The sequence below is a fragment of the Yersinia sp. 1652 StPb PI genome (genome assembly GCF_041538345.1).
In the GTDB taxonomy this organism is placed as follows: domain Bacteria; phylum Pseudomonadota; class Gammaproteobacteria; order Enterobacterales; family Enterobacteriaceae; genus Yersinia; species Yersinia enterocolitica_E.
Window position 1 is genome coordinate 1,023,359 of the sequence record NZ_JAULSM010000002.1, and the last position, 24,031, is coordinate 1,047,389.

Below are 24,031 nucleotides of genomic sequence, written 5' to 3' on the forward strand. Positions count from 1 at the left end.
TATCCTTTATCTGCATTGTTAGCGGTTTACTGTCTTGGCCGGGACTAAAAATACGAGCGCCGCACCAATAAATAGCATGGTGGAAATAATCAGCATTCCGGTAGTGGTGCTTTGGGTCAGGTCTTTCAGGTAGCCCATCATATAAGGTGCGACAAAGCCTGCCAGGTTGCCCCAGGAGTTAATCAGAGCGATGCCGGCTGCGGCTGCGGTTCCACCGAGGAACGCAGTTGGCAGGCTCCAAAATAGTGGCAAGGTACTCAATGCCCCCATGGCACCCAGAGTTAAGCCCATCATGGCAATAACGATGTTGTCACTGAAACTGGCGGAAATAATCATCCCGATCCCGCCCAATGTCGCGGTTAAAGCCAGATGCCAGCGCCGTTCGCGCAAACGGTCAGCACTACGTGATACTACGATCATGGTCAGGGCGGCGGCACCGTAAGGAATGGCACTTAACAAACCAATGCTCAGTACGTCTTTTACCCCACTCTCTTTGATCAGTGTTGGTAACCAGAAGCCGATAGTGTAGAAACCTGCAATCAGGCAGAAATAGATAAGCGTGAGCAACCAGACTCGGGGTTGCAGGAAAATCTCTTTCAGGCTGCTGTGGACATGATGTTGTGTGTCGTTATCAATGTTGGTTTGTAAGATCTTTTTCTCTTCGTCGGTTAGCCATTTGGCATGACTGATACGGTCAGTCAGTTTAAAAATCACCAAAATACCGATTAAAACGGATGGGATACCTTCCAGGATAAACATCCATTGCCAACCCGCAAAGCCATGGAATCCATTAAATGCGCCCATGATCCAACCCGATAACGGTGCGCCTATCACGCCGGATAATGGAACGGCGGTGGCGAATAAGGCGTACATGCGGCCACGGCGGTTAGTTGGGAACCAATAAGAAAGATAAAGAATGACGCCGGGATAGAATCCAGCCTCTGCAATTCCCAGCAAGCAACGCATTACGTAAAATGACATCGGTGTGGTGACAAAAGCCATCCCTGCCGAGATGATGCCCCAGGTGATCATAATGCGCGCAATCCACAACCGTGCCCCTACGCGGTGCAGCATCAGGTTACTGGGGATTTCCAGAAAGAAGTAGGCAATAAAAAAGATACCGGCGCCGAATCCATACACCGCCTCTGAAAATTGTAAGTCATCCGCCATCTGCAATTTGGCGAAGCCAACGTTAACCCGATCTAAATAAGCGACGACATAGCACAGCATCAGTAAGGGTAAAATATGCCACGCAGCCTTGCGATAGGCATGGTTCTCCGCAGGGACCGCGTTAGGTATCACTAATTGTTCAGTGGGTGATTCAGACATGATGGAGCCTCTTATTTTAGTTATTTGCAGGGGAACAAGGTTCAGCGAAAATCCGTTTGGTTATCGCGCTGGCGTTGTACAGAAATAGAGGATGTTAATTTTAGTTATTTAATGTTTAATAAAGTTAAAAATAAGGGTTTTTTCAGCAAGTAAATGCGATTAAACTCACAATTGTTAACAATAGGTAACGGAGGTAATGTAATGCTTTGATTTAAATTGGATTTAAAATTCAAATTTTCACAAAAATAAACATCAATCCAGCTATAGCGAGCTATAAATGGAGGAACAATCGGGAATAGAGGGCAACAGGTGTGGCCGGCACTGATATAACAGGAAACTCCGTTGTATCGGCCAACAGACAAGAACATCACGATTTATCGATGCCGCTGAAAGGGAGGAGTATCGGTGCTGGGATGGGAGTCATGCTGTTGGTGGTGACCATCAGTTAGCATCATGGGTTTTCTGGCAGTGAAAAGGGGGGGGCGCTGTAGTTAATTGAAAGGACCGGGATAGCACCAAAAGGCGATAATCACGCGGATCGGTCAACGTGGACGACGGTTAAGGGGGATAGGTGTGAAAATGTTGAATTGCAAAGGTGGTGTGCTTCACCCATTAGTGATTGTTTGGGCACCGCTCACCTGAGCGGTGAAAATCAATCTTCATCAAAGCCGGAATTAAATAACTCAATCACTGCCGCCAGCGCCTGAATTTCATCAGGGCCGGTCGCTTCAACCTCAATCTGACGGCCCTTGGCTGAATCCAGCATCAGCAGTGCAATAACACTGCTGGCCTCAGCTTCGGTACCGCTGTCGTTGCGTAACATTACTTCAGCATCAAAACTCTGAACCAGCTCGAACAATTTCATTGCGGGTCTGGCGTGCATCCCCAACTTGTTTTTGATCTCAACGGTCTGCTTGATTGTCATTATTTACGCTTTTCCAGAGTACGATGGCGTGATTGGACATTTTTGCCGCGAGCGCGGAAATAATCGGCCAACTGTTCAGCGACATAAACCGAGCGGTGTTTACCACCAGTACAACCAATGGCAACCGTCAAATAACTGCGGTTATTGGTTTCCAGCATCGGCAGCCACTGTTCCAGATAGCTGCGGGTCTGATACACAAAGTTATGTACTTCGGTATGGCGATCCAGGAAAGAGATTACTGGCTTATCCAAACCTGTCATTGGGCGTAATTTAGGGTCCCAGTGCGGGTTTGGCAAGAAACGCACATCGAAAACATAATCGGCATCGATGGGGATACCGTGTTTAAAGCCAAAGGACTCAAACACCATCGTCAATTCGCGTTCACGTTTACCCAACAGGCGGGTACGCAGCATCTCAGCCAATTCATGCACTGACATTTCAGAGGTATCAATGATCAGATCAGCCCGTGAGCGCAGAGGCTCCAACAGGTCACTTTCTTCATCAATAGCACTTTCTAATGACAGGTTTTTGGTCGATAACGGATGCAAGCGACGGGTATCGCTATAGCGACGAATCAAAGTATTGCGATCGGCATCCAAAAACAGCAACTGTGGTGAAAAGCTGTCCGGCAGTTGAGTCATGGCATGTTCAAATACCTCAGGTGATTCAGGCATATTACGTACGTCTATGCTCACTGCGGCAGAGATATTCCTATCGGCAAGTGTACTCGCCAATTGCGGCAGCAGAACCACAGGCAAGTTATCGACACAATAAAAGCCCATATCTTCCAATGCGCGCAAAGCAACAGACTTCCCTGAACCGGAACGGCCGCTGACAATCATCAGCACCATGTGAGTAACTCCCCTTGGTATTTATCCCCGTTATCTTTCAAGTTGTAGGCGTGTTGAGTGCTTGCCCACATCTTGAAATTTATTGGGTATACATTAGAACCCTATATTCCGGCTACAAGATCCGGGCATAACGGATAAAATAGTTTCCACTTTCCCAATTACGCCGTTTCCGGTGGTAATTCAGTAATGATTTGATAAAGCTCATCATCACTTTGTGCTGCACGCAGACGCCGACACACTGTTTTATCAGCTAATCGCTTGGCCACTAAAGACAAAGTGTGTAAGTGAGTTTTACATTGATCTGCCGGAACCAACAAGGCAAATAACAGATCAACCGGTTGGTTATCAATAGCATCGAAGGCAATAGGTTGTTCCAGACGGATAAATACACCCACTGCACGCAGTGTGTCTTCTTCCAACTTGCCATGAGGTATCGCGATACCACTACCAATACCGGTGCTGCCCATACGTTCGCGGGTTAAGACAGCATCGAAAACTACCTGTGAAGGTAGGTTAAGTTGCTTGGCAGCCAACTCGCTGATAATTTCCAAAGCCCGTTTTTTACTTGAGCAATGTACGGAGCTTTTGGTGCACTCGATATTTAATACCGAGCTTAATTGCAATGCTGGATCGTTGATCATCTCATCTTTCACTTAAGCGCTGTTTTAAACCGTTTCCAGCGGGGATTCACTCCCGACGCGGGAAACGGTTATGTAGCGAGTGTAGAACCTTTATGGGTGAATATACCCTTTGTACTTGAAACTACAGGGTTGTTCGCTACGTTGACTTACCCGAATCACTGACTTTAGTCAGCTCATCGAGATCAATAAGCCTGCTTGCAGAAATACGATTAAAATCGGCTTCTGGCCGATTTGTCATTCGTTTGCTGCCTACCTGCAACGCCATGTTCTTTGGGTATAACAGTCGCAAGGATTCTTAGTGTTGTTTCAATTTGTCTTTATGTTTGTTCAACTGGCGGGCCAGTTTATCAACCAAAATATCAATTGCGGCGTACATATCCTCCTGCTCTGAGCTTGCGTGCAACTCGCCTCCATTCACATGTACCGTTGCTTCTGCAATTTGTTTTACTTTCTCAACACTTAAAACCACATATACTTGGTTAATGCGATCAAAATATTGCTCAAGTTTGGCAAATTTAGTGGTAACAAACTCGCGTAATGCTTCGGTTATTTCGACATGATGTCCGGTAATATTGAGCTGCATAGTGTCTTCCTTCTCAGTTCAGGTCAAACCAACTGTTTACGCTGATTTGACGGCGGGATGGATAACGACTCTCGGTACTTCGCGACGGTACGCCGTGCCACCATGATGCCTTGTTCACATAATAATGTGGTCAGCTTACTGTCACTAAGAGGTTTAGCAGGATTTTCTGCTGCAACCAATTTTTTCACCAGTGCACGGATTGCAGTGGAAGAAGCTTCACCTCCGCTATCGGTATTGACGTGGCTGGAGAAGAAATATTTTAGCTCGAAAATACCCCGTGGACTGTGCAGGAACTTCTGCGTGGTCACGCGAGAGATTGTCGACTCATGCATATCCACAGCCTGGGCGATATCGGCCAGTACCATGGGTTTCATAAATTCAGGCCCATTCTCAAAAAACGCTACTTGCTGCTCTACAATACAACGCGCCACCTTCAGCAGTGTTTCATTGCGGCTTTCAAGGCTTTTTATCAACCATTTTGCTTCTTGCAAATTGCTACGGATAAACTGCCCGTCACTGTCATTGCGGGTACTGCTACCCATCGCCGCATACTGCTGGTTGATTTTTAGGCGTGGAATGCTATCGGCATTCAGCTCGACCGTCCATTGATCTTTGTCTTTACGCACCAAAACATCGGGAATGACGTACTCGGACTCCCCGGTATTAATGGATTGACCCGGACGCGGATCCAGAGACTGAATCAGGCCGATCGCTTCTTTAAGTGTATCTTCTTTTAGCCGACTCAAGCGGATCATCGTACGGAAATCATGGTTACCCAGCAAATCCAGATAATCGCTAACCACCAGACGTGCTTCGGCAAGATAGGGGGTATCTTTGTCATATTGTGACAACTGTACCAACAGACATTCACGCAGGTTACGTGCCGCGACACCAATAGGATCAAAGTGTTGTATCCGCTTAAGCACCGCTTCTACTTCATCCAGTGCGACGTTCTCGTCCCCCATGCTTTCCAGAATATCTTCCAGTGGCACCGTAAGGTAACCGGTTTCATCGACCGCATCCACGATAGAGGTCGCAATGGCAACATCAGTATCAGAGAATGGGGTTAAATCCACTTGCCACATCAGGTAGTCTTGCAGCGTTTGGGTCGTTTCCCCTTGATAAACCGGCAACTCATCATCGCTATAATCATTGCCCATTCCTGATGGCGTGCCTGCGGTGTAGATCTCATCCCAGGTGGCATCAAGTGGCAACTCTTCAGGCATATCTTTTTGTTCCAGCGCCTCGCGGGTATCAAGCGATTCACTGTCTACGGTCTCTTTTGCATCTATCTCTTCATGAAGATCAGTTTGCTCAAGCAGGGGGTTACTCTCCAGCGCTAACTGAATCTCCTGCTGGAGTTCAAGTGTAGAAAGCTGCAACAAGCGAATAGCCTGTTGAAGCTGCGGAGTCATAGCCAGTTGTTGGCTGAACTTGAGTTGCAAACCTTGCTTCATAATGCGGTATCAATTTTCCTTTATGGATGACGGAATATCCGTCATCTTTCAAATTGCAGGGGTATTGGCTGCCGGTTACTTGGCCGCACCTGCGGGCTAGCATAAATGCTGTTTAAATCGATTTATGACCGATTTTATTGTTTGCCGCCTTCCTACACCTTGAAATCTATTGGGTATGGGAAAAAGGTCAGAGACGGAATTCTTCACCGAGGTAAACACGCTTAACTTGTTCGTCAGCCAGGATTTCCTGTGGCGTACCGTGAGCGATTAAATGACCCTGGCTTACGATATAAGCCCGCTCACAGACGTCTAACGTTTCACGCACGTTATGGTCGGTAATAAGAACGCCAAGACCACTGTCGCGTAGATGTTCAATAATTTTTTTAATATCGATAACGGAAATCGGATCAACCCCGGCAAAAGGCTCATCCAGCAGAATAAACTTAGGATTTGCCGCCAGTGCACGGGCTATTTCAACACGGCGGCGTTCACCACCGGAAAGCGATTGCCCCAAGTTGTCACGTAAATGAGTGATATGGAACTCTTCCATTAATTCATCAGCCCGTTCCTCACGCTGCTCAGCCGAGAGGTCTTTACGGATCTCCAGCACCGCCATTAAGTTGTTAAATACACTCAGGCGGCGGAAAATAGAGGCTTCTTGCGGTAAATAACCAATACCGCGACGGGCGCGTTCATGGAGAGGCAAGAGGCTGATATCTTCGTCATCAATCACAATACGCCCGGCGTCACGCTGGACAATGCCGACGACCATATAAAAAGTGGTGGTTTTCCCTGCGCCGTTCGGCCCAAGCAGGCCCACTATCTCACCGGATTTCACATTGAGGCTTACGTCTTCGACCACTTTACGGCCTTTGTACGCCTTAGCCAGCTTTTCTGCGATTAATGTTGCCATAAATGATTACTTACTCTTCTTTTGGCCTGAAGCTGCTGGCCCTTTGTCTTGTAATTGGGACGGTAATAACACGGTGGTGACGCGGTTGCCTTTATCACTGAAGGCTTCCATCTGCTGTTTTTTCACCAGATAAGTGATGCGATCACCTTTGATATTACTATCAAGTTGCTCCAGATAAGCATTGCCAGTCAACACCACAAAATCATTTGCGACTTCATAACGCAGTTTCTGCCCATGGCCTTTTACGGGTTTGCCACTGTCTTGCATCTGGTAGAAAGTTACTGGATTACCATAACCTTCAATGACCATTTTGCTTTGATCTCCGCCTGGGCGCGTAACCACGACTTTATCAGCTTTAATCTCAATGGTACCTTGCTTGATAACCACATTGTCGGTAAATGTGACAGTATTGGCCTCCATATCTAACGCTTGTTTAACGGAGTCAACCGTGACGGGCTGATCAGTATCACCCGTTAACGCCAGAGCGGGCAGGCTTGCGGCCAAAAGTGAACTGGCAAGCAAAAAATGACGAAGTTTATTTTTGGATTTCATAAGAGGTTTTAACCTTTTCAATCAGCTCAGCGGTTTTGTCCCGCAAGTTCCCACGCATTTTCATGCCGTTAGATGTGAATCCAACACCAAAGAGGGTAACTTCATCGTCTGAGGATACATCCTGAGTGATCAAATTAACCTGGGCGTTATCGGTTTTAATTTTTTGTAACTGTGCGTCTGGTGTCAGGCTATCAACTTCAACATGACCATACAAATACAGCATCTTATCATTGGTCAGTTTGGCGCGGTCGGCGCGCACTGTCCAAGTGGCGACTGCATTCTCCGCAAACAGAGTCATGACCGGCTTGGTAAACCAGGTTAACTCTTGAGTGCTGAAGTTTTGTACGTCTTCCGCCACCAATTTATAATTCAATTGCCCGACCGGATTGAATACCACGGTCACAGTATGCTGGCTCTGCGAAGAGGGCTCATTATCAGTGGCCACGGTTTGCGTGTCCTGCTGATTAAAGCCGGATATATTCCAGCCAATCAATGCCAAAGCAATCAGTGCCAAGGATAATGTTATCCATAGTCTTGTTTTACTCATATCGACAATCCTTTGGCACCTTCAAGTTTATCTTGAGCTAATAATATCAAATCACATATCTCGCGTACTGCACCGCGCCCGCCATGGATTCGCGTCACATAATGTGCCTTGGGAAGAAGTAACGGATGGGCATCCGCGACTGCAACAGATAACCCAACTTGTGCCATGACCGGCCAATCAATCAGGTCATCCCCAATATAAGCAACCTGCTCAGGCTGGCATGCTAATGCTACCAACAATTCGTTATAGGCCACCAGCTTATCAGATTGCCCTTGATAAAGGTGGGTAATGCCTAAGGTGTTGGCGCGGTCTTCCAGTAATTTTGCGCGACGGCCAGTAATAATGGCCACTTCAATACCTGAGGTTATCAGGCAGCGGATACCATAGCCATCACGCACGTTGAAAGCTTTCAGCTCTTCGCCCTGATTACCCATATAAATCAGGCCGTCGGACATCACACCATCGACATCACAAATCAGTAGGCGAATTTTCGCCGCACGTGACATCACAGTGTCGGCTACTGGTCCATAGCATGTGTCCTGATATACGGTGTCGCTCATTTTACCCTTCTTACTTGACGTTGCGGCGTTGTTAGCTGTTTTATTCACCAGACAGTCCACGGTTAGACCACGCCGGCTCTCAGCATGTCATGCATATGCACCACACCTAGCAACTGATCGCCATCTGCGACCAGTACGGCGGTAATATGGCGCAACTCCATCAGGTTGAGTGCATCCACAGCCAACATGGTTGGAGGGACTCGAATACCGCCACTGGTCATCACATCCGCAATTTTCGCGTTATTCAGATCGACACCCAAATCAAATATCCGGCGCAAGTCACCGTCGGTAAAGATACCTTTAATCATCATCAAATCGTCACAGATGACAGTTAAACCCAGATTCTTCCGAGTAATCTCCAGTAACGCATCGCGTAATGACGCATCGGGACTGATGTGCGGGAGCTCTGCACCAGTGTGCATGATATCGCTGATTCGCAACAGTAACTTGCGCCCCAGTGCTCCGCCTGGATGGGAGAGAGCAAAATCTTCTGGCGTGAAGCCTCGAGCCTGTAACAATGCAACTGCAAGCGCGTCCCCCATCACCAAGGTGGCCGTGGTACTGGTGGTCGGCGCCAACCCTAATGGGCAGGCCTCTTGTGGGACCTTGATGCACAAATGAATATCGGCCGCTTTACCCATGCTACTTTCAGGATTATTGCTCATGCAGATTAGCGGAATTTTTTGGCGCTTTAGAACCGGGATGAGAGCGAGGATCTCGTTGGATTCCCCTGAATTAGAGATGGCGAGCACAATATCTTGTGGCGTGACCATGCCGAGATCGCCATGACTGGCTTCACCGGGGTGGACGAAAAAGGCAGGTGTTCCCGTGCTGGCGAAGGTGGCGGCAATTTTGCAACCAATATGGCCAGATTTGCCCATCCCCATAACCACAACTTTGCCATGACAGTTAAATATTGCATCGCAGGCTTTGGCAAAATCGTCATTAATATATTGATCGAGTTGTGCCAGTCCTTCGCGCTCAATCTGTAGCACCTGTTTACCCGCCTGTTGAAAATCCACTCTAGGCAATGAGTTAATACCCGACGGTGAATCAGTTGCTGGCTGTAAATCATAAGAAGACATACTTGGTTCCCATTGAATGAACATGGTTATGCCACATTAAAGGGTGCAAAAAACAGCACCGCTAGATAAGCGATAAACCCACATAATAACAGAGCACCTGCCATATGACTGATGCGATGTTTACGCCCCAAGCAAAGAAGGGTAAATATCACACTGACACCGAGCATCACCCAATAGTCGCGCTGGAAAGCTTCTGGATTAATGTCGCCAGGGGAGAGCAGAGCAGGTACACCTAACACAATCACAATATTAAAAATGTTCGAACCAATGATATTGCCGACCGCCATATCATCTTCCCCTTTCAACGCGCCAGCGATAAAAGTAGCCAGTTCAGGTAAACTGGTGCCGATGGCAATAACAGTCAGCCCTATAACCAGTTCACTGACACCTGCGACCCGGGCAATGACCGTGGCATTATCGATAATCATTTTGGCCGAGAGCGGCAAGATAATGAAAGCTAACACTAACCACAAAAGAGCGACGGTATTGCTACTGTCTTGAGGCAATTCAGCCAACTGTTCGCGAGTCAGGATGTCATTGCCTTCCGCATGGGCCAGACGGGCAATTTTCAGCATCAGAATAATAAACGCCGCCGCTGCTACCAGCAAAATAATACCATCTCCACGGCTGAGATGGTTATCAGCCAGCAGGAAACCACATAGCACCGTCACTACCAGCATCAACGGTAATTCACGGCGTAAAATCTCTGATCGTACTGTTAATGGGCGTATAAGGGCGGCACCACCGACAATCAGCAGTAAATTGGTAATATTAGAGCCAAGCACATTCCCAACCGCCATATCGGTCTGATTATTCAGTGCTGCAGTCACCGAAACCATCAACTCAGGTAGCGATGTGCCGATACCGACGATGGTCATCCCAATAATAAGGGGGGGGATGCCGAAAGAACGGGATAACACAGCGGCGCCATAAACTAATCGATCAGCGCCATACACTAATAAGACCAAGCCGATGATTAATAGTGTTATCGCAAGAAACATGCAAAGTCCTTTATTAGGTATACCCGGCGTCCTTGAAGTTACAGGAGTGTTAGCTACGTTCTTTACTCGGCCCATCCATGGGCCTCACCTCGTTGAGGCCGCTGCAAGCAGCGTTCAAATCAGCTCCCGGCAGATTTGTCACCCGAATTACTTACTTAATGTAAGCTCATCGGGCTTCGCTCGCTTGCTGCCTACCTGCAACTCCAATTACTTTGGGTATATAATCCCGATCCGTTGGTAGAAGCTGACTGTTGGTAACCCATTTTCGGTTGAAAACAGCTAGCCCATGGGTAAAAACAACTAACAGCGTTTTACGCTCTTTTTTGAGTTAACCCTAATTTTGACTGTGAGTGCCAGAAAAGTAAAACTTATGGCAACTTTGGCTACGAAAAAGTGACAATAAGTTGCCAAAATACTTCCCATTGTGCTCGTTGCCGCCATTTGATGTAGCATTGGCGCTCGGATGAGTAATTAAAGGCCTAAAGGGACGAATGATAATGAAGCAATTGTCGTCGAATTTGATAGAGATCCGCGGGATGAGTTTTACCCGTGGTGAGCGTCCGATATTCGCCGATATCAACATGACGGTCCCCCGCGGCAAAGTGACTGCGATTATGGGGCCATCAGGAATTGGTAAAACCACATTGTTGCGCCTGATCGGTGGGCAACTTGTACCGGATGCAGGTGAAATCTGGTTTGATGGTGATAATATTCCGGCGCTTTCACGTCAGCGTTTGTATGATGTGCGTAAGAAAATGAGCATGCTGTTTCAATCTGGTGCGTTATTCACTGATTTGACCGTGTTTGAGAATGTGGCTTTCCCATTACGCGAACATAGCCGTTTGCCGGAGGAATTGCTGCACAGTACGGTGATGATGAAGTTGGAAGCCGTGGGGCTGCGTGGGGCGGCTAATCTGATGCCTGCCGAACTATCCGGCGGTATGGCGCGGCGTGCTGCACTGGCAAGGGCCATTGCCCTTGATCCTGAATTAATTATGTTTGATGAGCCATTTGTGGGTCAGGACCCTATAACTATGGGGGTGCTGGTAAAACTGATTGATGAGCTGAATCATGCATTAGGCGTGACTTGCGTGGTGGTCTCCCACGATGTGCCTGAAGTCCTTAGTATTGCTGATTATGCCTATATTGTTGCCGGAAGGCATGTTATTGCCGAAGGAACACCGGAACAGTTGCAAGCCAATAGCGATATGCAGGTGCGCCAGTTCCTTGATGGTATTGCCGACGGGCCGGTGCCTTTCCGTTTCCCGGCCGGTGATTATAAAACTGAGCTGTTATACCCAAAGTAATTGGATTTGCAGGTAGGCAGTAAGCGAGCGAAGCCCGATGAACTTACTCGGTTAAGTGGTTCGGGAGTTATCGTAGCTAACCCCCTGTAGCTTCAAATACGAAGGAGATAGGCTGATGGAGTATTCATGTTAGTACAGGCGTTAGCGTCTTTAGGGCGCCGGGGCATTAATGTCAGCGCATCCTTTGGTCGCGCGGGTTTAATGTTATTCAATGCCCTTGTCGGGCGGCCTGAACCGCGAAAACAATGGCCATTATTGGTTAAACAGCTCTATAGCGTCGGTGTGCAATCGCTACTGATTATCGTGGTTTCCGGTCTGTTTATCGGCATGGTTCTGGGGTTACAGGGCTTTTTGATCCTCACCACATACAGTGCTGAAGCCAGTCTTGGGATGATGGTGTCTTTATCACTGCTACGTGAGTTGGGGCCGGTGGTAACCGCACTGTTGTTCGCCGGTCGCGCTGGTTCTGCTCTAACCGCGGAGATTGGCTTGATGAAAGCCACTGAACAGATTTCCAGTTTGGAAATGATGGCAATCGACCCGCTGCGCCGAGTGGTGGCTCCCCGGTTCTGGGCAGGTCTTATCAGTATGCCATTATTAACCGCTATTTTTGTTGCCGTCGGTATCTGGGGTGGCTCTGTGGTGGGGGTTGACTGGAAAGGGATCGATGGCGGTTTCTTCTGGTCGGCGATGCAAAATGCTGTGGAGTGGCGTACCGATTTACTGAATTGCCTAATTAAGAGTCTGGTATTTGCTATTACTGTGACCTGGATTGCGCTGTTCAATGGTTATGATGCGATCCCAACATCTGAAGGGATTAGCCGGGCAACGACCCGTACCGTAGTGCATTCATCGCTGGCGGTATTGGGATTGGATTTTGTGCTGACAGCACTGATGTTTGGGAATTGAGTCGATGCAAACGAAGAAAAGTGAAGTCTGGGTAGGTTTGTTTATACTGATTGCTATTCTGGCGGTCGTATTTCTCTGCCTGAAGGTTGCGGATATCAAATCAGTAGGCAACCAGCCGACTTATCGAATTTATGCAACGTTTGACAATGTGGGTGGCCTGAAAACCAATTCGCCGGTCAAAATTGGCGGTGTTGTGGTGGGGCGGGTGGCTGACATCACGCTGGATACCAAAAACTACAGCCCACGTGTGGCGATAGATATTCAGCAACGTTATAACCATATCCCGGATACCAGCTCTTTGGCGGTACGCACTTCTGGCTTATTGGGTGAACAGTTCCTGGCACTAAATGTCGGTTTTGAAGACCCGGATATGGGCACCACTATTTTGAAAGATGGCGGTATAATTCAAGACACCAAATCTGCACTGGTGTTGGAAGATCTTATCGGCCAGTTCTTGTACAAGAGTGGCGGGGATGGTAATTCTGATGCGCCAGCAAGTGAGCCAGCAGCCCCAACGGCAGCGGCGCCCACACCGACAGATAACGGCAGCTTACCTGCAACTCAACATCCTTAAGAGGGTCTCTGAATGTTTAAACGTTTACTTATGGTTGCGTTGCTGGTGGTAGCACCACTGGCGAATGCTGTCGATCAAACTAATCCATACCGAATGATGGATGAAGCCGCGCAAAGAACATTCACGCGCTTAAAAACCGAACAACCTAAGATCAAACAGAACCCAGACTATTTGCGCACTATCGTACGTGAAGAACTGTTGCCATTTGTCCAGATCAAATACGCCGGTGCGTTAGTCCTGGGTAGCTATTATAAAGCGGCGACCCCTGCGCAACGCGAAGCGTACTTCAATGCGTTCAGTCAATATCTGGAACAGGCTTACGGTCAGGCATTGGCGCTGTACCACGGCCAAACTTACGATGTTGCACCAGACCAACCACTGGGTGATGCCAATATTGTTGCTATTCGCGTGACTATTCTTGACCCAAATGGCCGACCACCTGTGCGTTTAGATTTTCAATGGCGTAAAAATAGCCAAACCGGTAACTGGCAGGCGTATGACATGATAGCCGAAGGGGTTAGCATGATTAGCACTAAGCAAAATGAGTGGGCTTCTATCCTGCGTCAGCAAGGGGTTGATGGCCTGACTAAGCAGTTGTTGATCGCCGCGAAACAGCCAATTACGTTAGATAAGCAATAATTATGGTAGATAAATTGAGCTGGCAGTCACAGCAAGAAACGCTGGTGCTGCGAGGTGAATTAGATCGTGAAACACTGCTACCACTTTGGCAGCAGCGTGAGGCGTTATTGGCGGGTAAGACTCATATTGATGTCAGCCAATTACAGCGTGTCGACTCATCCGGTCTGGCATTGCTGGTGCACTTTCGCGAACTGCATTCTCTTCATGAACCGGCAGGCAAACAAAGTGTCTCATTAACGATTACTGGTGTCAGTGATCGGTTGTCTACTCTGATTGAGCTGTACAACCTCCAGCACATCATTCCGGTAGAAATGGCTCGTTAGTTAAGTTCGCGGCTTTCTGTGTCGTCTATACCAAAAGCTATACCCAGGTAAGAAGGGTATAAAAGCCAAAGATATTCAAAGGCCCCTGTGCGTAACAACGAAACAGGGGCTTTTCTTTAGTTTCGGAGCTCGCCGTATTCCACTAATATGTTTGGCTGGCTATGCTTCACTTAAAAATAACGATCCTCTTAAAATAGAATGAATCTTATGGATACTAACGAAATTAAAGACGTGCTGATGCAAGCATTAGCATTACAAGAAGCGCATGTTACCGGTGATGGCAGCCACTTTCAGGTGATTGCTGTCGGTGAGTTATTTGCCGATATGAGCCGGGTGAAAAAACAGCAGGCTGTGTATGCGCCTTTGATGGAATATATCGCTGATAACCGTATTCATGCCTTATCAATTAAGGCCTATACGCCGCAAGAGTGGCAACGGGATCGCAAACTAAACGGCTTTTAATGCTGTTGGCCCGAGAGCTGTTTAACGAAGCGTCGACAGTTCTAAGGCGGGCAGTAAATTCGAATTGACAACAGAGAGTGGTCACAATGGATAAATTTCGTGTGCAGGGGCGGACTCGCCTAAGCGGTGAAGTCACTATTTCAGGAGCGAAAAACGCCGCATTGCCAATAATGTTTGCTGCGTTGCTGGCTGAAGAACCAGTAGAGTTGCAAAATGTCCCAAAGCTAAAAGACATTGATACCACCATTAAGCTGCTCAGCCAATTAGGCACAAAAATTGAGCGTAATGACTCTGGTTCAGTTTTTGTTGATGCCAGCGGCGTGGATGAGTTTTGCGCTCCTTATGATTTAGTCAAAACCATGCGTGCCTCTATTTGGGCATTGGGGCCACTGGTTGCCCGTTTTGGCAAAGGCCAGGTCTCTTTACCCGGCGGCTGCGCTATCGGTGCGCGTCCGGTTGATTTGCATATTTCCGGTTTGGAACAACTGGGTGCTGAAATCAAGCTGGAAGAGGGCTATGTTAAAGCATCCGTCGATGGCCGCCTGAAAGGCGCGCATATCGTCATGGATAAAGTCAGCGTTGGCGCGACTGTTACCATTATGAGTGCTGCCACATTAGCTGAAGGCACCACTGTGATTGAGAATGCGGCCCGTGAGCCGGAAATTGTCGATACGGCTAATTTCCTCAATACGCTGGGTGCGAAAATCAGTGGTGCAGGTACTGACAGAATTACCATCGAGGGCGTTGCTCGCTTGGGGGGTGGTGTTTATCGTGTGCTGCCTGATCGCATTGAAACCGGTACTTTCCTGGTTGCAGCGGCCATCTCTGGTGGTAAGGTTGTGTGCCGTCAAACTCGGCCTGATACGCTGGATGCGGTATTGGCTAAACTGCGTGAAGCGGGTGCTGATATTGAGATTGGCGACGACTGGATAAGCCTTGATATGCATGGGCAGCGTCCGAAAGCGGTTACGCTACGCACTGCGCCGCACCCTGGTTTCCCAACTGATATGCAAGCTCAATTCAGCTTATTGAATTTGGTGGCGGAAGGAACCGGTGTTATCACTGAGACCATTTTTGAGAACCGCTTCATGCATGTGCCTGAGCTTATTCGGATGGGCGCACATGCAGAAATCGAGAGCAATACCGTGATTTGTTATGGTGTTGAGCAACTATCAGGTGCCCAGGTGATGGCCACTGATTTGCGTGCTTCAGCCAGTTTGGTATTAGCGGGCTGTATTGCTGACGGGGTAACTATCGTTGATCGTATTTATCATATCGACCGTGGCTACGAGCGTATCGAAGATAAATTGCGTGCCTTGGGTGCCAAGATTGAGCGTATAAAAGGCGAATAAACCCGCTAAAACGCAAGAAAAACAGATGCCAGCCGATGATATCGCGCTGGCATTTTTTATGGCTAAACTCTTCGTCCATCACGATATAAGTGCAGTTGGCCGCTTTTTTACCCGAATTTCAAGATGACTATTACGGTTGTGGTGTTGTCTGATGACCTAGCACGGCATTTTGATCTAACTCGCTGATAGTGATTTGTGCCGTCATCTGTTGGCCGTTACGTAACAATAAGATAGGGATGGTGGTACCGGGGCGGATTTCTGCTACCTGATCCATCGTTTCGATAACGGATGTCGCAGGTTTATTATTAACACTAAGGATGATATCGCCAATTTGCAGACCTGCATCTACTGCGGGGCCATGAGCTGATATGTCATTGACCTTAATCCCATGCACCCGATCCGTACTATTGCCGCTGGCATTGAAGGGCGGATATTCCTCGCCGGTAACTCCGATATAGCCACGTATCACTCGACCGTCACGGATAAGCTTCTCCATCACTTTGGTCGCAAGTGCTGTTGGAATCGCAAAACCAATCCCTTCCGGTGTTTCGCCGTTACTGCTCTTATCAAAGGACAGAGTGTTAATTCCCATCAGTTCGCCCAAGGTATTCACCAGCGCCCCGCCAGAATTCCCCTGATTGATTGAAGCATCGGTCTGAAGGAAGTTTTGTCGCCCGGAATCACTTAAACCAATACGTCCAGTGGCGCTGATAATCCCTTGGGTGACGGTTTGGCCAAGGTTATAAGGGTTGCCAATTGCCAGCACGACATCACCGATATGGGGGGCACGATTAATATTGATTGGAATTACTGGTAGGTTCACCGCATCAATTTTTAGTACCGCTAAATCAGTTAAGCCATCGGAACCCACGAGTAATGCCTCGGATACTCGGCCATTTTGTAGTGCCACAATTATCTGTTCAGCATTATTGATAACGTGCTTGTTGGTAAGGATATATCCCTTATCACTCATGATTACGCCAGAACCCAATGTACGAATAGCCAGTCCATCTTGTGTCGAGCTTAGGCTACGGTTATAGACATTAACCACCGCAGGGGCAGCTCTGCGTACCGCCTGGTTATAACTGGCTGGAACCTCTTCATCTATGCTATTGCTCTTGCCGGAAAAGATATGACCCGGACTACGGAGCATAGGTATTGCGACCAGCAAGACACCGGCAATAATTAGCCCCAAAATAATAGAACGCAATAGCTTAAGAAACATGAGGTTTAAGGCGTAAATGGATGGATGACAGGAGGATAGCATGAGTTTGGCGGACACAGCATTGTGCTGTGTCCGATTTTTCTGCAAATTAGCGTATTAACAGGTAAATATTCTCTTCACCGCGCACAATATTCAGTGCAATTACCGCCGGTTTCGCATCAAGGGCTTTGCGCAACTGAGTAATATCCTGAACCCGGACACGGTTTACAGCAATAATCACATCATCTTTCTGCAAACCAGATTGCGCTGCAGGTGAGCCTTTGGTCACGCTCTCAACTTTGATGCCCTTACTGCCCCCTTTTATTTCCCCATTGCTCAGGGATGCACCCTGCAATGATGGCGATAAGGTTTCTGCGCTAGTTGACGTTGGGCTGCTGTTTTCCAGGGTTACGGTGACTTCAAGCGGTTTCCCATCGCGCAGCATGCCAACTTTAATGGCTTTACCTGGCCCGGTGGTGCCCACTTTGGCCCGCAACTCAGCAAAGCTACTGATGGGTTTCCCATCAACAGAAACCAACACATCACCGGCTTTGATGCCTGCTTTAGATGCGGCTGATTTTGGTAGCACTTCACTGACAAAAGCGCCACGCTGAGCATCAATATTAAAGGCTTTGGCCATGTCAGCGGTCATTTCGCTGCCACGAATGCCCAACAACCCGCGCTTCACTTCGCCAAACTCAATCAATTGTTGGCTGAGGTTTTGCGCCATGTTACTTGGAATAGCAAAGCCGATACCGATGTTGCCGCCACCTGGGGCCAGAATTGCGGTGTTAATCCCAATCAATTCACCATTGAGGTTAACTAGCGCGCCGCCAGAGTTACCACGGTTGATGGAGGCGTCGGTCTGGATAAAGTTTTCCAACCCTTCCAAATTCAAGCCACTACGACCCAAGGCGGAAATAATCCCCGATGTTGCTGTTTGCCCCAGACCAAATGGATTACCGACAGCAACGGCAAAATCACCCACTCGCAGGTTATCGGAATCGGCCATTTTAATCGCGGTCAGATTTTTGGCATCGGTTAACTGCAATAACGCGATATCGGTTTGTTCATCACGTCCTAGCAGCTTCGCATCATATTCACGACCATCATTGAGCTGAACGCGAATTTTATCCGCATTATTGATAACGTGGTTGTTTGTCAGCACATAGCCTTTTTCGGCATTAATGATAACACCCGACCCTAACCCCTCGAATGGACGGCTGCTTTCTTTACCGGCGGGTGCATTCGGGCCAAAGAAGAATTTGAATTCTTCCGGCAAACGTTGCTGTTGTGCCTGTGTTCCTGACACATGAACACTGACTACCGCGGGCAAAACTTTTTCCAACATCGGTGCCAGACTAGGAACTGCCTGCCCGGCCACGGCTGCCGGCAGTGCTGCTGCGTTCACCATTGGAACAGACGCGAGACCCAGGGCGACACTCATTGCCAGCGCACTAAGAAATAATGACTTTTTCTTCATTGAATTAAACTCTCTCAATACCTAACGGTGAATGAATAGGATGAATGGCTGTTACAGGCCCGTTGTAAATTAAGACTCTGGATTAGCTAAAAAATTCACTTATTTCAAAAGGCTACTGCTGTCCTAAATATAAGCATCCTAAGATATGGCTTGATATAAGGCTCGCTATGAAGCAATTCAAGGAGAGGTAAGTATAGAAGTGTAAATGTACTGACCACGGTAATGTGAGATGCACCCCACCGTAGTCAGTATGATAGCTAAACGCGTGCTTAATCGCGGGTCTGATGCTCCGGGCGTAATAACCCCGATGCGCCTTCAGAGTAATCCCGAGGTGGCATTTTTACCGGTGCCTGATCATTATCTGCTTCAGATTCAGTCAGACGATAGCGGAACGGGTTATCTTGCAGTGGCAAGTCCGGTAATAAGTTATTGGAGCTTTTCGCCATATGTTGGTAGAGCTGGCGATAGTCGCGAGCCATATTATCCAACAACTCAGCACTGCGGGCAAAATGCCCAACCAGTTCCTGACGGTACTCTTCCAAATCAGTTTTGCTTTTCTCCAGCTCATTTTGCAGCACTTGCTGCTGACGCAATTTGCGGTTGCCAAAGCGCATAGCCACCGCGCCAATCACGATACCAACAACCAACCCAATAAGCGCATACTCCCAGGTCATGATGACTCCTTTTTTGACTTCATTGTTCAGCAGGACTTTTTCACTTAATAATACCCACTATAACCGTTAACCTTGTCGGAGTGGAATCCTGATGCAACTTTGCTTATGGTTATCAGGCTTTCTTCGCAGTGGCAGTGTCGGTAAATGCGGCGATTGCCCGATAAATCAGCAACAAAGTCGCGCAAAAAGTAGATAACTATTTTATCAGGGATTGTTGATAAACATGCAACCAAGTACACCTACAGCACTTTACCAGCAGGCACTTGATGCCGGCGACTACCAACCTGATGAGGTACAACGGCGTGCTGTAGCACGGCTGGATAGGCTTTATCAGGAACTAAATCAACGCCAGAGTATAGCGCCGACCCGCGCGAGTCTGCGCGGGCGGCTGAACCGTTTGATTGGGCGAGCAGTACCCCGGACCCCCATACGACCCGCCCAGGGGCTGTATATGTGGGGCGGTGTTGGGCGGGGTAAAACCTGGCTGATGGATCTGTTTTTCCACAGCTTGCCGGGTGAGCGCAAGCTGCGACTGCATTTCCACCGTTTTATGCTACGGGTACATCAAGAACTGACTGAGCTGCAAGGTCATGAAAATCCGCTGGAGATTATTGCCGACGGTTTCAAAGCACAGACTGATGTGCTGTGCTTTGATGAGTTTTTTGTCTCGGATATTACTGATGCCATGTTACTGGCGACATTGCTGGAGGCACTCTTTGCCAGAGGTATCACGTTGGTTACCACCTCCAATATTCCACCGGATAATTTGTATCATAATGGTTTACAGCGTGCCCGCTTCTTGCCAGCCATTGAATTGATTAAACAGTATTGTGATGTGATGAATGTCGATGCGGGGATTGATTACCGCCTGCGGACCCTGACTCAGGCAAATCTTTATCTGACGCCCTTGAATCCACAAACTGAACAAGCGATGGACGATATTTTTGTCAAACTGGCCGGTAAAGAGGGGGACCAAGCGCCGATACTGGAAGTTAACCATCGGCCATTGCCTGCTATTTGCTCAGCACAGGGTGTTCTGGCGGTAGATTTCCATACACTGTGTGAAGAAGCCCGCAGCCAGTTGGATTACATTGCACTGTCCAAGCTCTATCACACGGTATTACTGCACAACGTCCACCGCATGGAGACGCGAGATGAGAATACGGCCAGGCGTTTTCTGGCACTCGTGGATGAGTTTTATGAACGGCGGGTAAAATTGATTATTGCGGCAGAAGTATCAATGTTCGATATTTATTGCGGTGAGCGCCTTAAATTCGAATATCAACGCTGTTTATCGCGGTTACAAGAGATGCAAAGTGAAGAGTATCTCTCTTTACCGCATCTGCCATAGGGATAATCTGCACGACCGTTATTCACTTTTGACCAGCTAAAATGCTATTCTGTGGTGGGCGATTTTCCTTCGCCCTAACTTAACATGTTTAATTTATACCTTTCTCGTCAAAAACAGTTCGATCTTTAACGTCGACTTCTCTATAATCTTGCGACCCCACGTTACAACAAAGTTTTTTTCCCAAAAACTTTGATAGTGCCGGCATTGGCTATTCGAAGGGGTAGGTTTGCTGGACTGATGGTCGTGTGAGCCTCAACTGTTTTTGAACGTTTGGGTGTTCACCAACGTGTAACTTATTAATTGGGTAAGCTTTTATAATGAAAACTTTCACAGCTAAACCAGAAACTGTAAAACGCGACTGGTATGTTGTTGACGCGAGCGGTAAGACCTTAGGTCGCCTCGCTACTGAACTGGCTAGTCGCTTACGCGGCAAGCACAAAGCGGAATACACCCCGCACGTTGATACTGGTGATTACATCATCGTTCTGAACGCAGAAAAAGTTGCCGTAACTGGTAACAAGCGTACAGACAAGATTTATTACCGTCACACCGGTCATATCGGTGGTATCAAACAAGCGACCTTTGAAGAGATGATTGCCCGCAGTCCTGAGCGTGTGATTGAAATCGCGGTTAAAGGCATGCTGCCGAAGGGTCCGCTGGGTCGTGCAATGTATCGTAAACTGAAAGTTTACGCGGGTACTGAGCACAATCATGCGGCGCAGCAACCGCAAGTTCTGGACATTTAATCGGGATTATGGCAATGGCTGAAAATCAATACTACGGCACTGGTCGCCGCAAAAGTTCTGCTGCACGCGTTTTTCTTAAGCCGGGTAGCGGTAATATCGTTATTAACCAACGTAGCATCGAAGAGTACTTCGGTCGTGAAACTGGCCGTATGGTTGTTATGCAACCGCTCGTACTGCTAGATATGGTTAGCAAGTTTGACATGTACATCACTGTTAAAGGTGGTGGTATTTCTGGTCAAGCTGGTGCTATCCGTCACGGTATTACCCGTGCACTGATGGAATATGACGAGTCTCTTCGTGGTGAACTGCGTAAAGCTGGCTTCGTAACGCGTGATGCGCGTGAAGTTGAGCGTAAGAAAGTGGGTCTGCGTAAAGCACGTCGTCGTCCACAGTTCTCCAAACGTTAATTTTTTGCCTCTACGGCATCAGATTAATGGTAAAAACCCGGTGTCTCACCGGGTTTTTTTATGCCTGAAAAACCACTTTCCATAGCATCACATATTATATTTTCGTTGCTAAACCGTTGTCTGATAAACAATTAATCACGAAATCGCAGCACCATCCCCACAAAACATGCAAAATCTGGTAAACTATCACCCACTTTTGTGCCTGTTCGGCGAACTGTTGGCGTCCGTGTATCTCCCTGGCTGAATAACTATCTCGACCAAGGCTTATTTACGGCAACAGCTGTCGAGATGACGAACCGGCGGTAAAACGACTCAGGATAGCAACCTAACCGTGGGCTATTCGCACTGTTTTCTAGATAATCTTGGAGGTTTTCATGGCTGTCGCTGCCAACAAACGTTCGGTAATGACGCTGTTTTCCGGCCCGACCGACATTTTTAGCCATCAAGTACGTATCGTACTGGCGGAGAAAGGTGTCAGTGTTGAGATTGAGCAGGTTGAAGCTGGTAATCTGCCGCAGGACCTGATTGACCTCAATCCCTACCAGACCGTTCCTACTTTGGTTGATCGCGAGTTAACATTGTATGAATCCCGCATCATCATGGAGTATTTGGATGAGCGTTTCCCTCATCCTCCATTGATGCCGGTATACCCTGTTGCACGTGGTAGCAGTCGTTTGATGATGAATCGCATCGAGAAAGACTGGTATTCCCTGATGCATAAGATCGAACAAGGTAATGCTCAGGAAGCTGAAGCAGCCCGCAAGCAGCTACGTGAAGCTCTGTTGTCTATCGCGCCGGTATTTAATGAAATGCCTTTCTTTATGAGCGAAGAATTCAGCCTGGTTGATTGCTATCTGGCTCCGCTGCTGTGGCGTTTACCTGTATTAGGTATCGAGTTAACCGGTGCTGGCTCTAAAGAGTTGAAGGGTTATATGACACGTGTGTTTGAGCGTGATGCGTTCCTGGCTTCCCTGACTGAAGCTGAACGTGAAATGCACCTGAAAACCCGAGGTTAATTGTTATGGAGATGTCGGATATGTCTCCGCGCCGTCCCTATCTGTTGCGCGCATTTTACGAGTGGTTGATTGATAATCAACTGACTCCGCATCTGGTTGTGGATGTCACCCGGCCGGGTGTTTCGGTGCCGATGGAATTTGCCCGCGATGGGCAGATTGTATTGAATGTAGCACCGCGTGCCGTGGGTAATTTGGAGCTGGGTAACGAGGGTGTAAGTTTCAATGCCCGTTTCGGTGGCGTTCCTCGTCAAGTTACCGTGCCGATGGCTGCGGTAATGGCTATCTATGCGCGTGAAAACGGCTCTGGCACTATGTTTGAGCCTGAAGAAGCTTACGATTCTGATGCTGATGGCAATTTTGAGGCTTTCACAGAGGAAGGTAGCGAGACGGCACCGGCTGAGAACCTGACATTAGTCACTGGTGATACTCAGGTATCACAGGACGATAGTCATTCACCGGATGATGAGCCACCAAAACCGCCACGTAGCGGTGGTCGCCCAGCATTACGGGTTGTTAAGTAACGAACAACACTGTTCTCTTGCACCAAGCGTTACCATACCCAATAAGGGCGGCATTAGCCGCCCTTATTATTTCTGCCAAATAACCAATAATTAAGACAGCTTTTTCAACTCAGCCAGACAGCTATCACGTTGACTCATCATATCGCTATTTCTGATAGTCGATAAGGTGTGAGATGCGCGCTGTTGGAAGCTGGCTTTGGCGGCACTGTCTTTGACATCTGCCGGTGCGATACAAATATCTGATACCGTTAGTGTTTTACTGTCGCTCACCGCTTTTAGTACTGCGGCCGGGTTATAAATCAGTGCAGAAGAGAGTGCCGATTTCACCCCAGCAGTGAAATTCGCATTACCGGCATCGGCCAGTTTAGGGGCCATGGCAATCCAGTTGTCATCACCTAGCTTAATATTATTTTCTACCGCAGGCAGTTGCCCCGCTTTTGCCAGCTCGGCTACCACAGCGCGCGCGCCACGCGCCTCAATATTATAACCAACTTCTTGATAATTCAAAGACATAGCCAATGCGCTGCTGCTGATCGCCAGCAAGCCGCCAGCAATAAAAAGTAAGTGAGATTTCATAACAGATAATCCTTTATTTAAAACAAGGCGTAATAATAAGGCT

At 48.0% G+C, this 24,031-nt stretch carries 28 protein-coding genes; 12 read left to right on the top strand and 16 right to left on the bottom strand.

Annotation, left to right across the window (positions count from 1 at the left end):
- Nucleotides 1-18: 18 nt before the first annotated feature.
- From Q2T71_RS21150 to Q2T71_RS21205, 12 genes are all read right to left on the bottom strand, one after another.
- Nucleotides 19-1,329, bottom strand: a complete 1,311-nt coding sequence (locus Q2T71_RS21150; protein WP_372560431.1) for an MFS transporter — start codon at nucleotides 1,327-1,329, stop codon at nucleotides 19-21.
- A 652-nt stretch (nucleotides 1,330-1,981) separates the two neighbouring features.
- Nucleotides 1,982-2,254 (bottom strand): PTS phosphocarrier protein NPr, encoded by a 273-nt coding sequence (gene npr / locus Q2T71_RS21155; RefSeq protein ID WP_019212424.1) that lies wholly within the window; start codon nucleotides 2,252-2,254, stop codon nucleotides 1,982-1,984.
- Nucleotides 2,254-3,105 carry an RNase adapter RapZ gene (gene rapZ, locus Q2T71_RS21160; protein WP_019212425.1) on the bottom strand — a complete coding sequence of 284 codons (852 nt, stop codon included), beginning with the start codon at nucleotides 3,103-3,105 and terminating at the stop codon, nucleotides 2,254-2,256. The genes npr and rapZ overlap by 1 nt, the downstream gene beginning before the upstream one ends.
- Nucleotides 3,106-3,263: 158 nt before the next feature.
- Nucleotides 3,264-3,746: a PTS IIA-like nitrogen regulatory protein PtsN gene (ptsN, locus tag Q2T71_RS21165; RefSeq protein WP_032906970.1), complete on the bottom strand. Its 483-nt coding sequence runs from the start codon at nucleotides 3,744-3,746 to the stop codon at nucleotides 3,264-3,266.
- Between the two features lie 295 nt (nucleotides 3,747-4,041).
- Nucleotides 4,042-4,329 (bottom strand): ribosome hibernation promoting factor, encoded by a 288-nt coding sequence (gene hpf / locus Q2T71_RS21170; protein WP_004392031.1) that lies wholly within the window; start codon nucleotides 4,327-4,329, stop codon nucleotides 4,042-4,044.
- A 23-nt stretch (nucleotides 4,330-4,352) separates the two neighbouring features.
- A complete protein-coding gene (gene rpoN, locus Q2T71_RS21175; RefSeq protein ID WP_083162264.1) occupies nucleotides 4,353-5,786 on the bottom strand; it encodes an RNA polymerase factor sigma-54 in 1,434 nt (477 codons plus the stop codon).
- A gap of 187 nt (nucleotides 5,787-5,973) precedes the next feature.
- The gene (gene lptB / locus Q2T71_RS21180) at nucleotides 5,974-6,699 is read right to left on the bottom strand and encodes an LPS export ABC transporter ATP-binding protein (RefSeq protein ID WP_372560432.1); all 726 of its coding nucleotides are present in this window, start codon (nucleotides 6,697-6,699) and stop codon (nucleotides 5,974-5,976) included.
- 6 nt (nucleotides 6,700-6,705) lie between these two features.
- Nucleotides 6,706-7,251 (bottom strand): lipopolysaccharide ABC transporter substrate-binding protein LptA, encoded by a 546-nt coding sequence (gene lptA, locus Q2T71_RS21185; RefSeq protein WP_050087620.1) that lies wholly within the window; start codon nucleotides 7,249-7,251, stop codon nucleotides 6,706-6,708.
- Complete coding sequence (gene lptC / locus Q2T71_RS21190) at nucleotides 7,235-7,798, bottom strand: LPS export ABC transporter periplasmic protein LptC (protein ID WP_083162268.1); 564 nt, start codon at nucleotides 7,796-7,798, stop codon at nucleotides 7,235-7,237. Before lptC ends, lptA begins: the two co-directional genes overlap by 17 nt.
- On the bottom strand, nucleotides 7,795-8,358 hold the full coding sequence (kdsC, locus tag Q2T71_RS21195; protein ID WP_083162270.1) for a 3-deoxy-manno-octulosonate-8-phosphatase KdsC: 564 nt from the start codon (nucleotides 8,356-8,358) through the stop codon (nucleotides 7,795-7,797). The genes lptC and kdsC overlap by 4 nt, the downstream gene beginning before the upstream one ends.
- A gap of 62 nt (nucleotides 8,359-8,420) precedes the next feature.
- On the bottom strand, nucleotides 8,421-9,443 hold the full coding sequence (kdsD, locus tag Q2T71_RS21200; RefSeq protein ID WP_372560433.1) for an arabinose-5-phosphate isomerase KdsD: 1,023 nt from the start codon (nucleotides 9,441-9,443) through the stop codon (nucleotides 8,421-8,423).
- A 26-nt stretch (nucleotides 9,444-9,469) separates the two neighbouring features.
- Nucleotides 9,470-10,444 carry a calcium/sodium antiporter gene (locus Q2T71_RS21205; RefSeq protein ID WP_372560434.1) on the bottom strand — a complete coding sequence of 325 codons (975 nt, stop codon included), beginning with the start codon at nucleotides 10,442-10,444 and terminating at the stop codon, nucleotides 9,470-9,472.
- 497 nt (nucleotides 10,445-10,941) lie between these two features.
- On the opposite strand from Q2T71_RS21205, the gene mlaF reads away from it, so the two are divergent.
- The 7 genes from mlaF to murA all read left to right on the top strand — a co-directional run bounded on the left by mlaF (nucleotide 10,942) and on the right by murA (nucleotide 16,010).
- Nucleotides 10,942-11,751 (top strand): phospholipid ABC transporter ATP-binding protein MlaF, encoded by an 810-nt coding sequence (mlaF, locus tag Q2T71_RS21210; RefSeq protein WP_372560435.1) that lies wholly within the window; start codon nucleotides 10,942-10,944, stop codon nucleotides 11,749-11,751.
- 126 nt (nucleotides 11,752-11,877) lie between these two features.
- Nucleotides 11,878-12,660, top strand: coding sequence for a lipid asymmetry maintenance ABC transporter permease subunit MlaE (gene mlaE / locus Q2T71_RS21215; protein ID WP_083162274.1), 783 nt, complete (start codon nucleotides 11,878-11,880; stop codon nucleotides 12,658-12,660).
- 4 nt (nucleotides 12,661-12,664) lie between these two features.
- Entirely contained in the window at nucleotides 12,665-13,234 is a 570-nt protein-coding gene (mlaD, locus tag Q2T71_RS21220; RefSeq protein ID WP_372560436.1) for an outer membrane lipid asymmetry maintenance protein MlaD, read from the top strand.
- A 12-nt stretch (nucleotides 13,235-13,246) separates the two neighbouring features.
- Entirely contained in the window at nucleotides 13,247-13,873 is a 627-nt protein-coding gene (mlaC, locus tag Q2T71_RS21225; RefSeq protein WP_372560437.1) for a phospholipid-binding protein MlaC, read from the top strand.
- Nucleotides 13,874-13,875: 2 nt separating this feature from the next.
- Nucleotides 13,876-14,196 carry a lipid asymmetry maintenance protein MlaB gene (gene mlaB, locus Q2T71_RS21230; RefSeq protein ID WP_083162280.1) on the top strand — a complete coding sequence of 107 codons (321 nt, stop codon included), beginning with the start codon at nucleotides 13,876-13,878 and terminating at the stop codon, nucleotides 14,194-14,196.
- Between the two features lie 207 nt (nucleotides 14,197-14,403).
- Nucleotides 14,404-14,658: a BolA family iron metabolism protein IbaG gene (gene ibaG / locus Q2T71_RS21235; RefSeq protein ID WP_004710915.1), complete on the top strand. Its 255-nt coding sequence runs from the start codon at nucleotides 14,404-14,406 to the stop codon at nucleotides 14,656-14,658.
- A gap of 86 nt (nucleotides 14,659-14,744) precedes the next feature.
- Complete coding sequence (murA, locus tag Q2T71_RS21240) at nucleotides 14,745-16,010, top strand: UDP-N-acetylglucosamine 1-carboxyvinyltransferase (RefSeq protein ID WP_372560438.1); 1,266 nt, start codon at nucleotides 14,745-14,747, stop codon at nucleotides 16,008-16,010.
- A 130-nt stretch (nucleotides 16,011-16,140) separates the two neighbouring features.
- Here murA and degS read toward each other — a convergent pair whose 3' ends face one another.
- The 3 genes from degS to zapG form a co-directional block, all read right to left on the bottom strand.
- A complete protein-coding gene (gene degS / locus Q2T71_RS21245) occupies nucleotides 16,141-17,235 on the bottom strand; it encodes an outer membrane-stress sensor serine endopeptidase DegS (RefSeq protein ID WP_372560439.1) in 1,095 nt (364 codons plus the stop codon).
- An 88-nt stretch (nucleotides 17,236-17,323) separates the two neighbouring features.
- Nucleotides 17,324-18,697 (bottom strand): serine endoprotease DegQ, encoded by a 1,374-nt coding sequence (gene degQ / locus Q2T71_RS21250; RefSeq protein ID WP_372560440.1) that lies wholly within the window; start codon nucleotides 18,695-18,697, stop codon nucleotides 17,324-17,326.
- A 269-nt stretch (nucleotides 18,698-18,966) separates the two neighbouring features.
- Nucleotides 18,967-19,371, bottom strand: a complete 405-nt coding sequence (gene zapG / locus Q2T71_RS21255) for a Z-ring associated protein ZapG (protein WP_004714934.1) — start codon at nucleotides 19,369-19,371, stop codon at nucleotides 18,967-18,969.
- A gap of 223 nt (nucleotides 19,372-19,594) precedes the next feature.
- On the opposite strand from zapG, the gene zapE reads away from it, so the two are divergent.
- From zapE to sspB, 5 genes are all read left to right on the top strand, one after another.
- Nucleotides 19,595-20,722, top strand: coding sequence for a cell division protein ZapE (gene zapE / locus Q2T71_RS21260; protein ID WP_372560441.1), 1,128 nt, complete (start codon nucleotides 19,595-19,597; stop codon nucleotides 20,720-20,722).
- 317 nt (nucleotides 20,723-21,039) lie between these two features.
- A complete protein-coding gene (gene rplM, locus Q2T71_RS21265; RefSeq protein ID WP_005188409.1) occupies nucleotides 21,040-21,468 on the top strand; it encodes a 50S ribosomal protein L13 in 429 nt (142 codons plus the stop codon).
- A 14-nt stretch (nucleotides 21,469-21,482) separates the two neighbouring features.
- A complete protein-coding gene (gene rpsI, locus Q2T71_RS21270; protein ID WP_019080041.1) occupies nucleotides 21,483-21,875 on the top strand; it encodes a 30S ribosomal protein S9 in 393 nt (130 codons plus the stop codon).
- 374 nt (nucleotides 21,876-22,249) lie between these two features.
- On the top strand, nucleotides 22,250-22,891 hold the full coding sequence (gene sspA, locus Q2T71_RS21275) for a stringent starvation protein SspA (protein ID WP_083162288.1): 642 nt from the start codon (nucleotides 22,250-22,252) through the stop codon (nucleotides 22,889-22,891).
- A gap of 5 nt (nucleotides 22,892-22,896) precedes the next feature.
- The gene (gene sspB, locus Q2T71_RS21280) at nucleotides 22,897-23,412 is read left to right on the top strand and encodes a ClpXP protease specificity-enhancing factor (protein ID WP_083162290.1); all 516 of its coding nucleotides are present in this window, start codon (nucleotides 22,897-22,899) and stop codon (nucleotides 23,410-23,412) included.
- Nucleotides 23,413-23,502: 90 nt separating this feature from the next.
- Here sspB and Q2T71_RS21285 read toward each other — a convergent pair whose 3' ends face one another.
- Nucleotides 23,503-23,988, bottom strand: a complete 486-nt coding sequence (locus Q2T71_RS21285) for a hypothetical protein (protein ID WP_372560442.1) — start codon at nucleotides 23,986-23,988, stop codon at nucleotides 23,503-23,505.
- Nucleotides 23,989-24,031 lie beyond the last annotated feature (43 nt).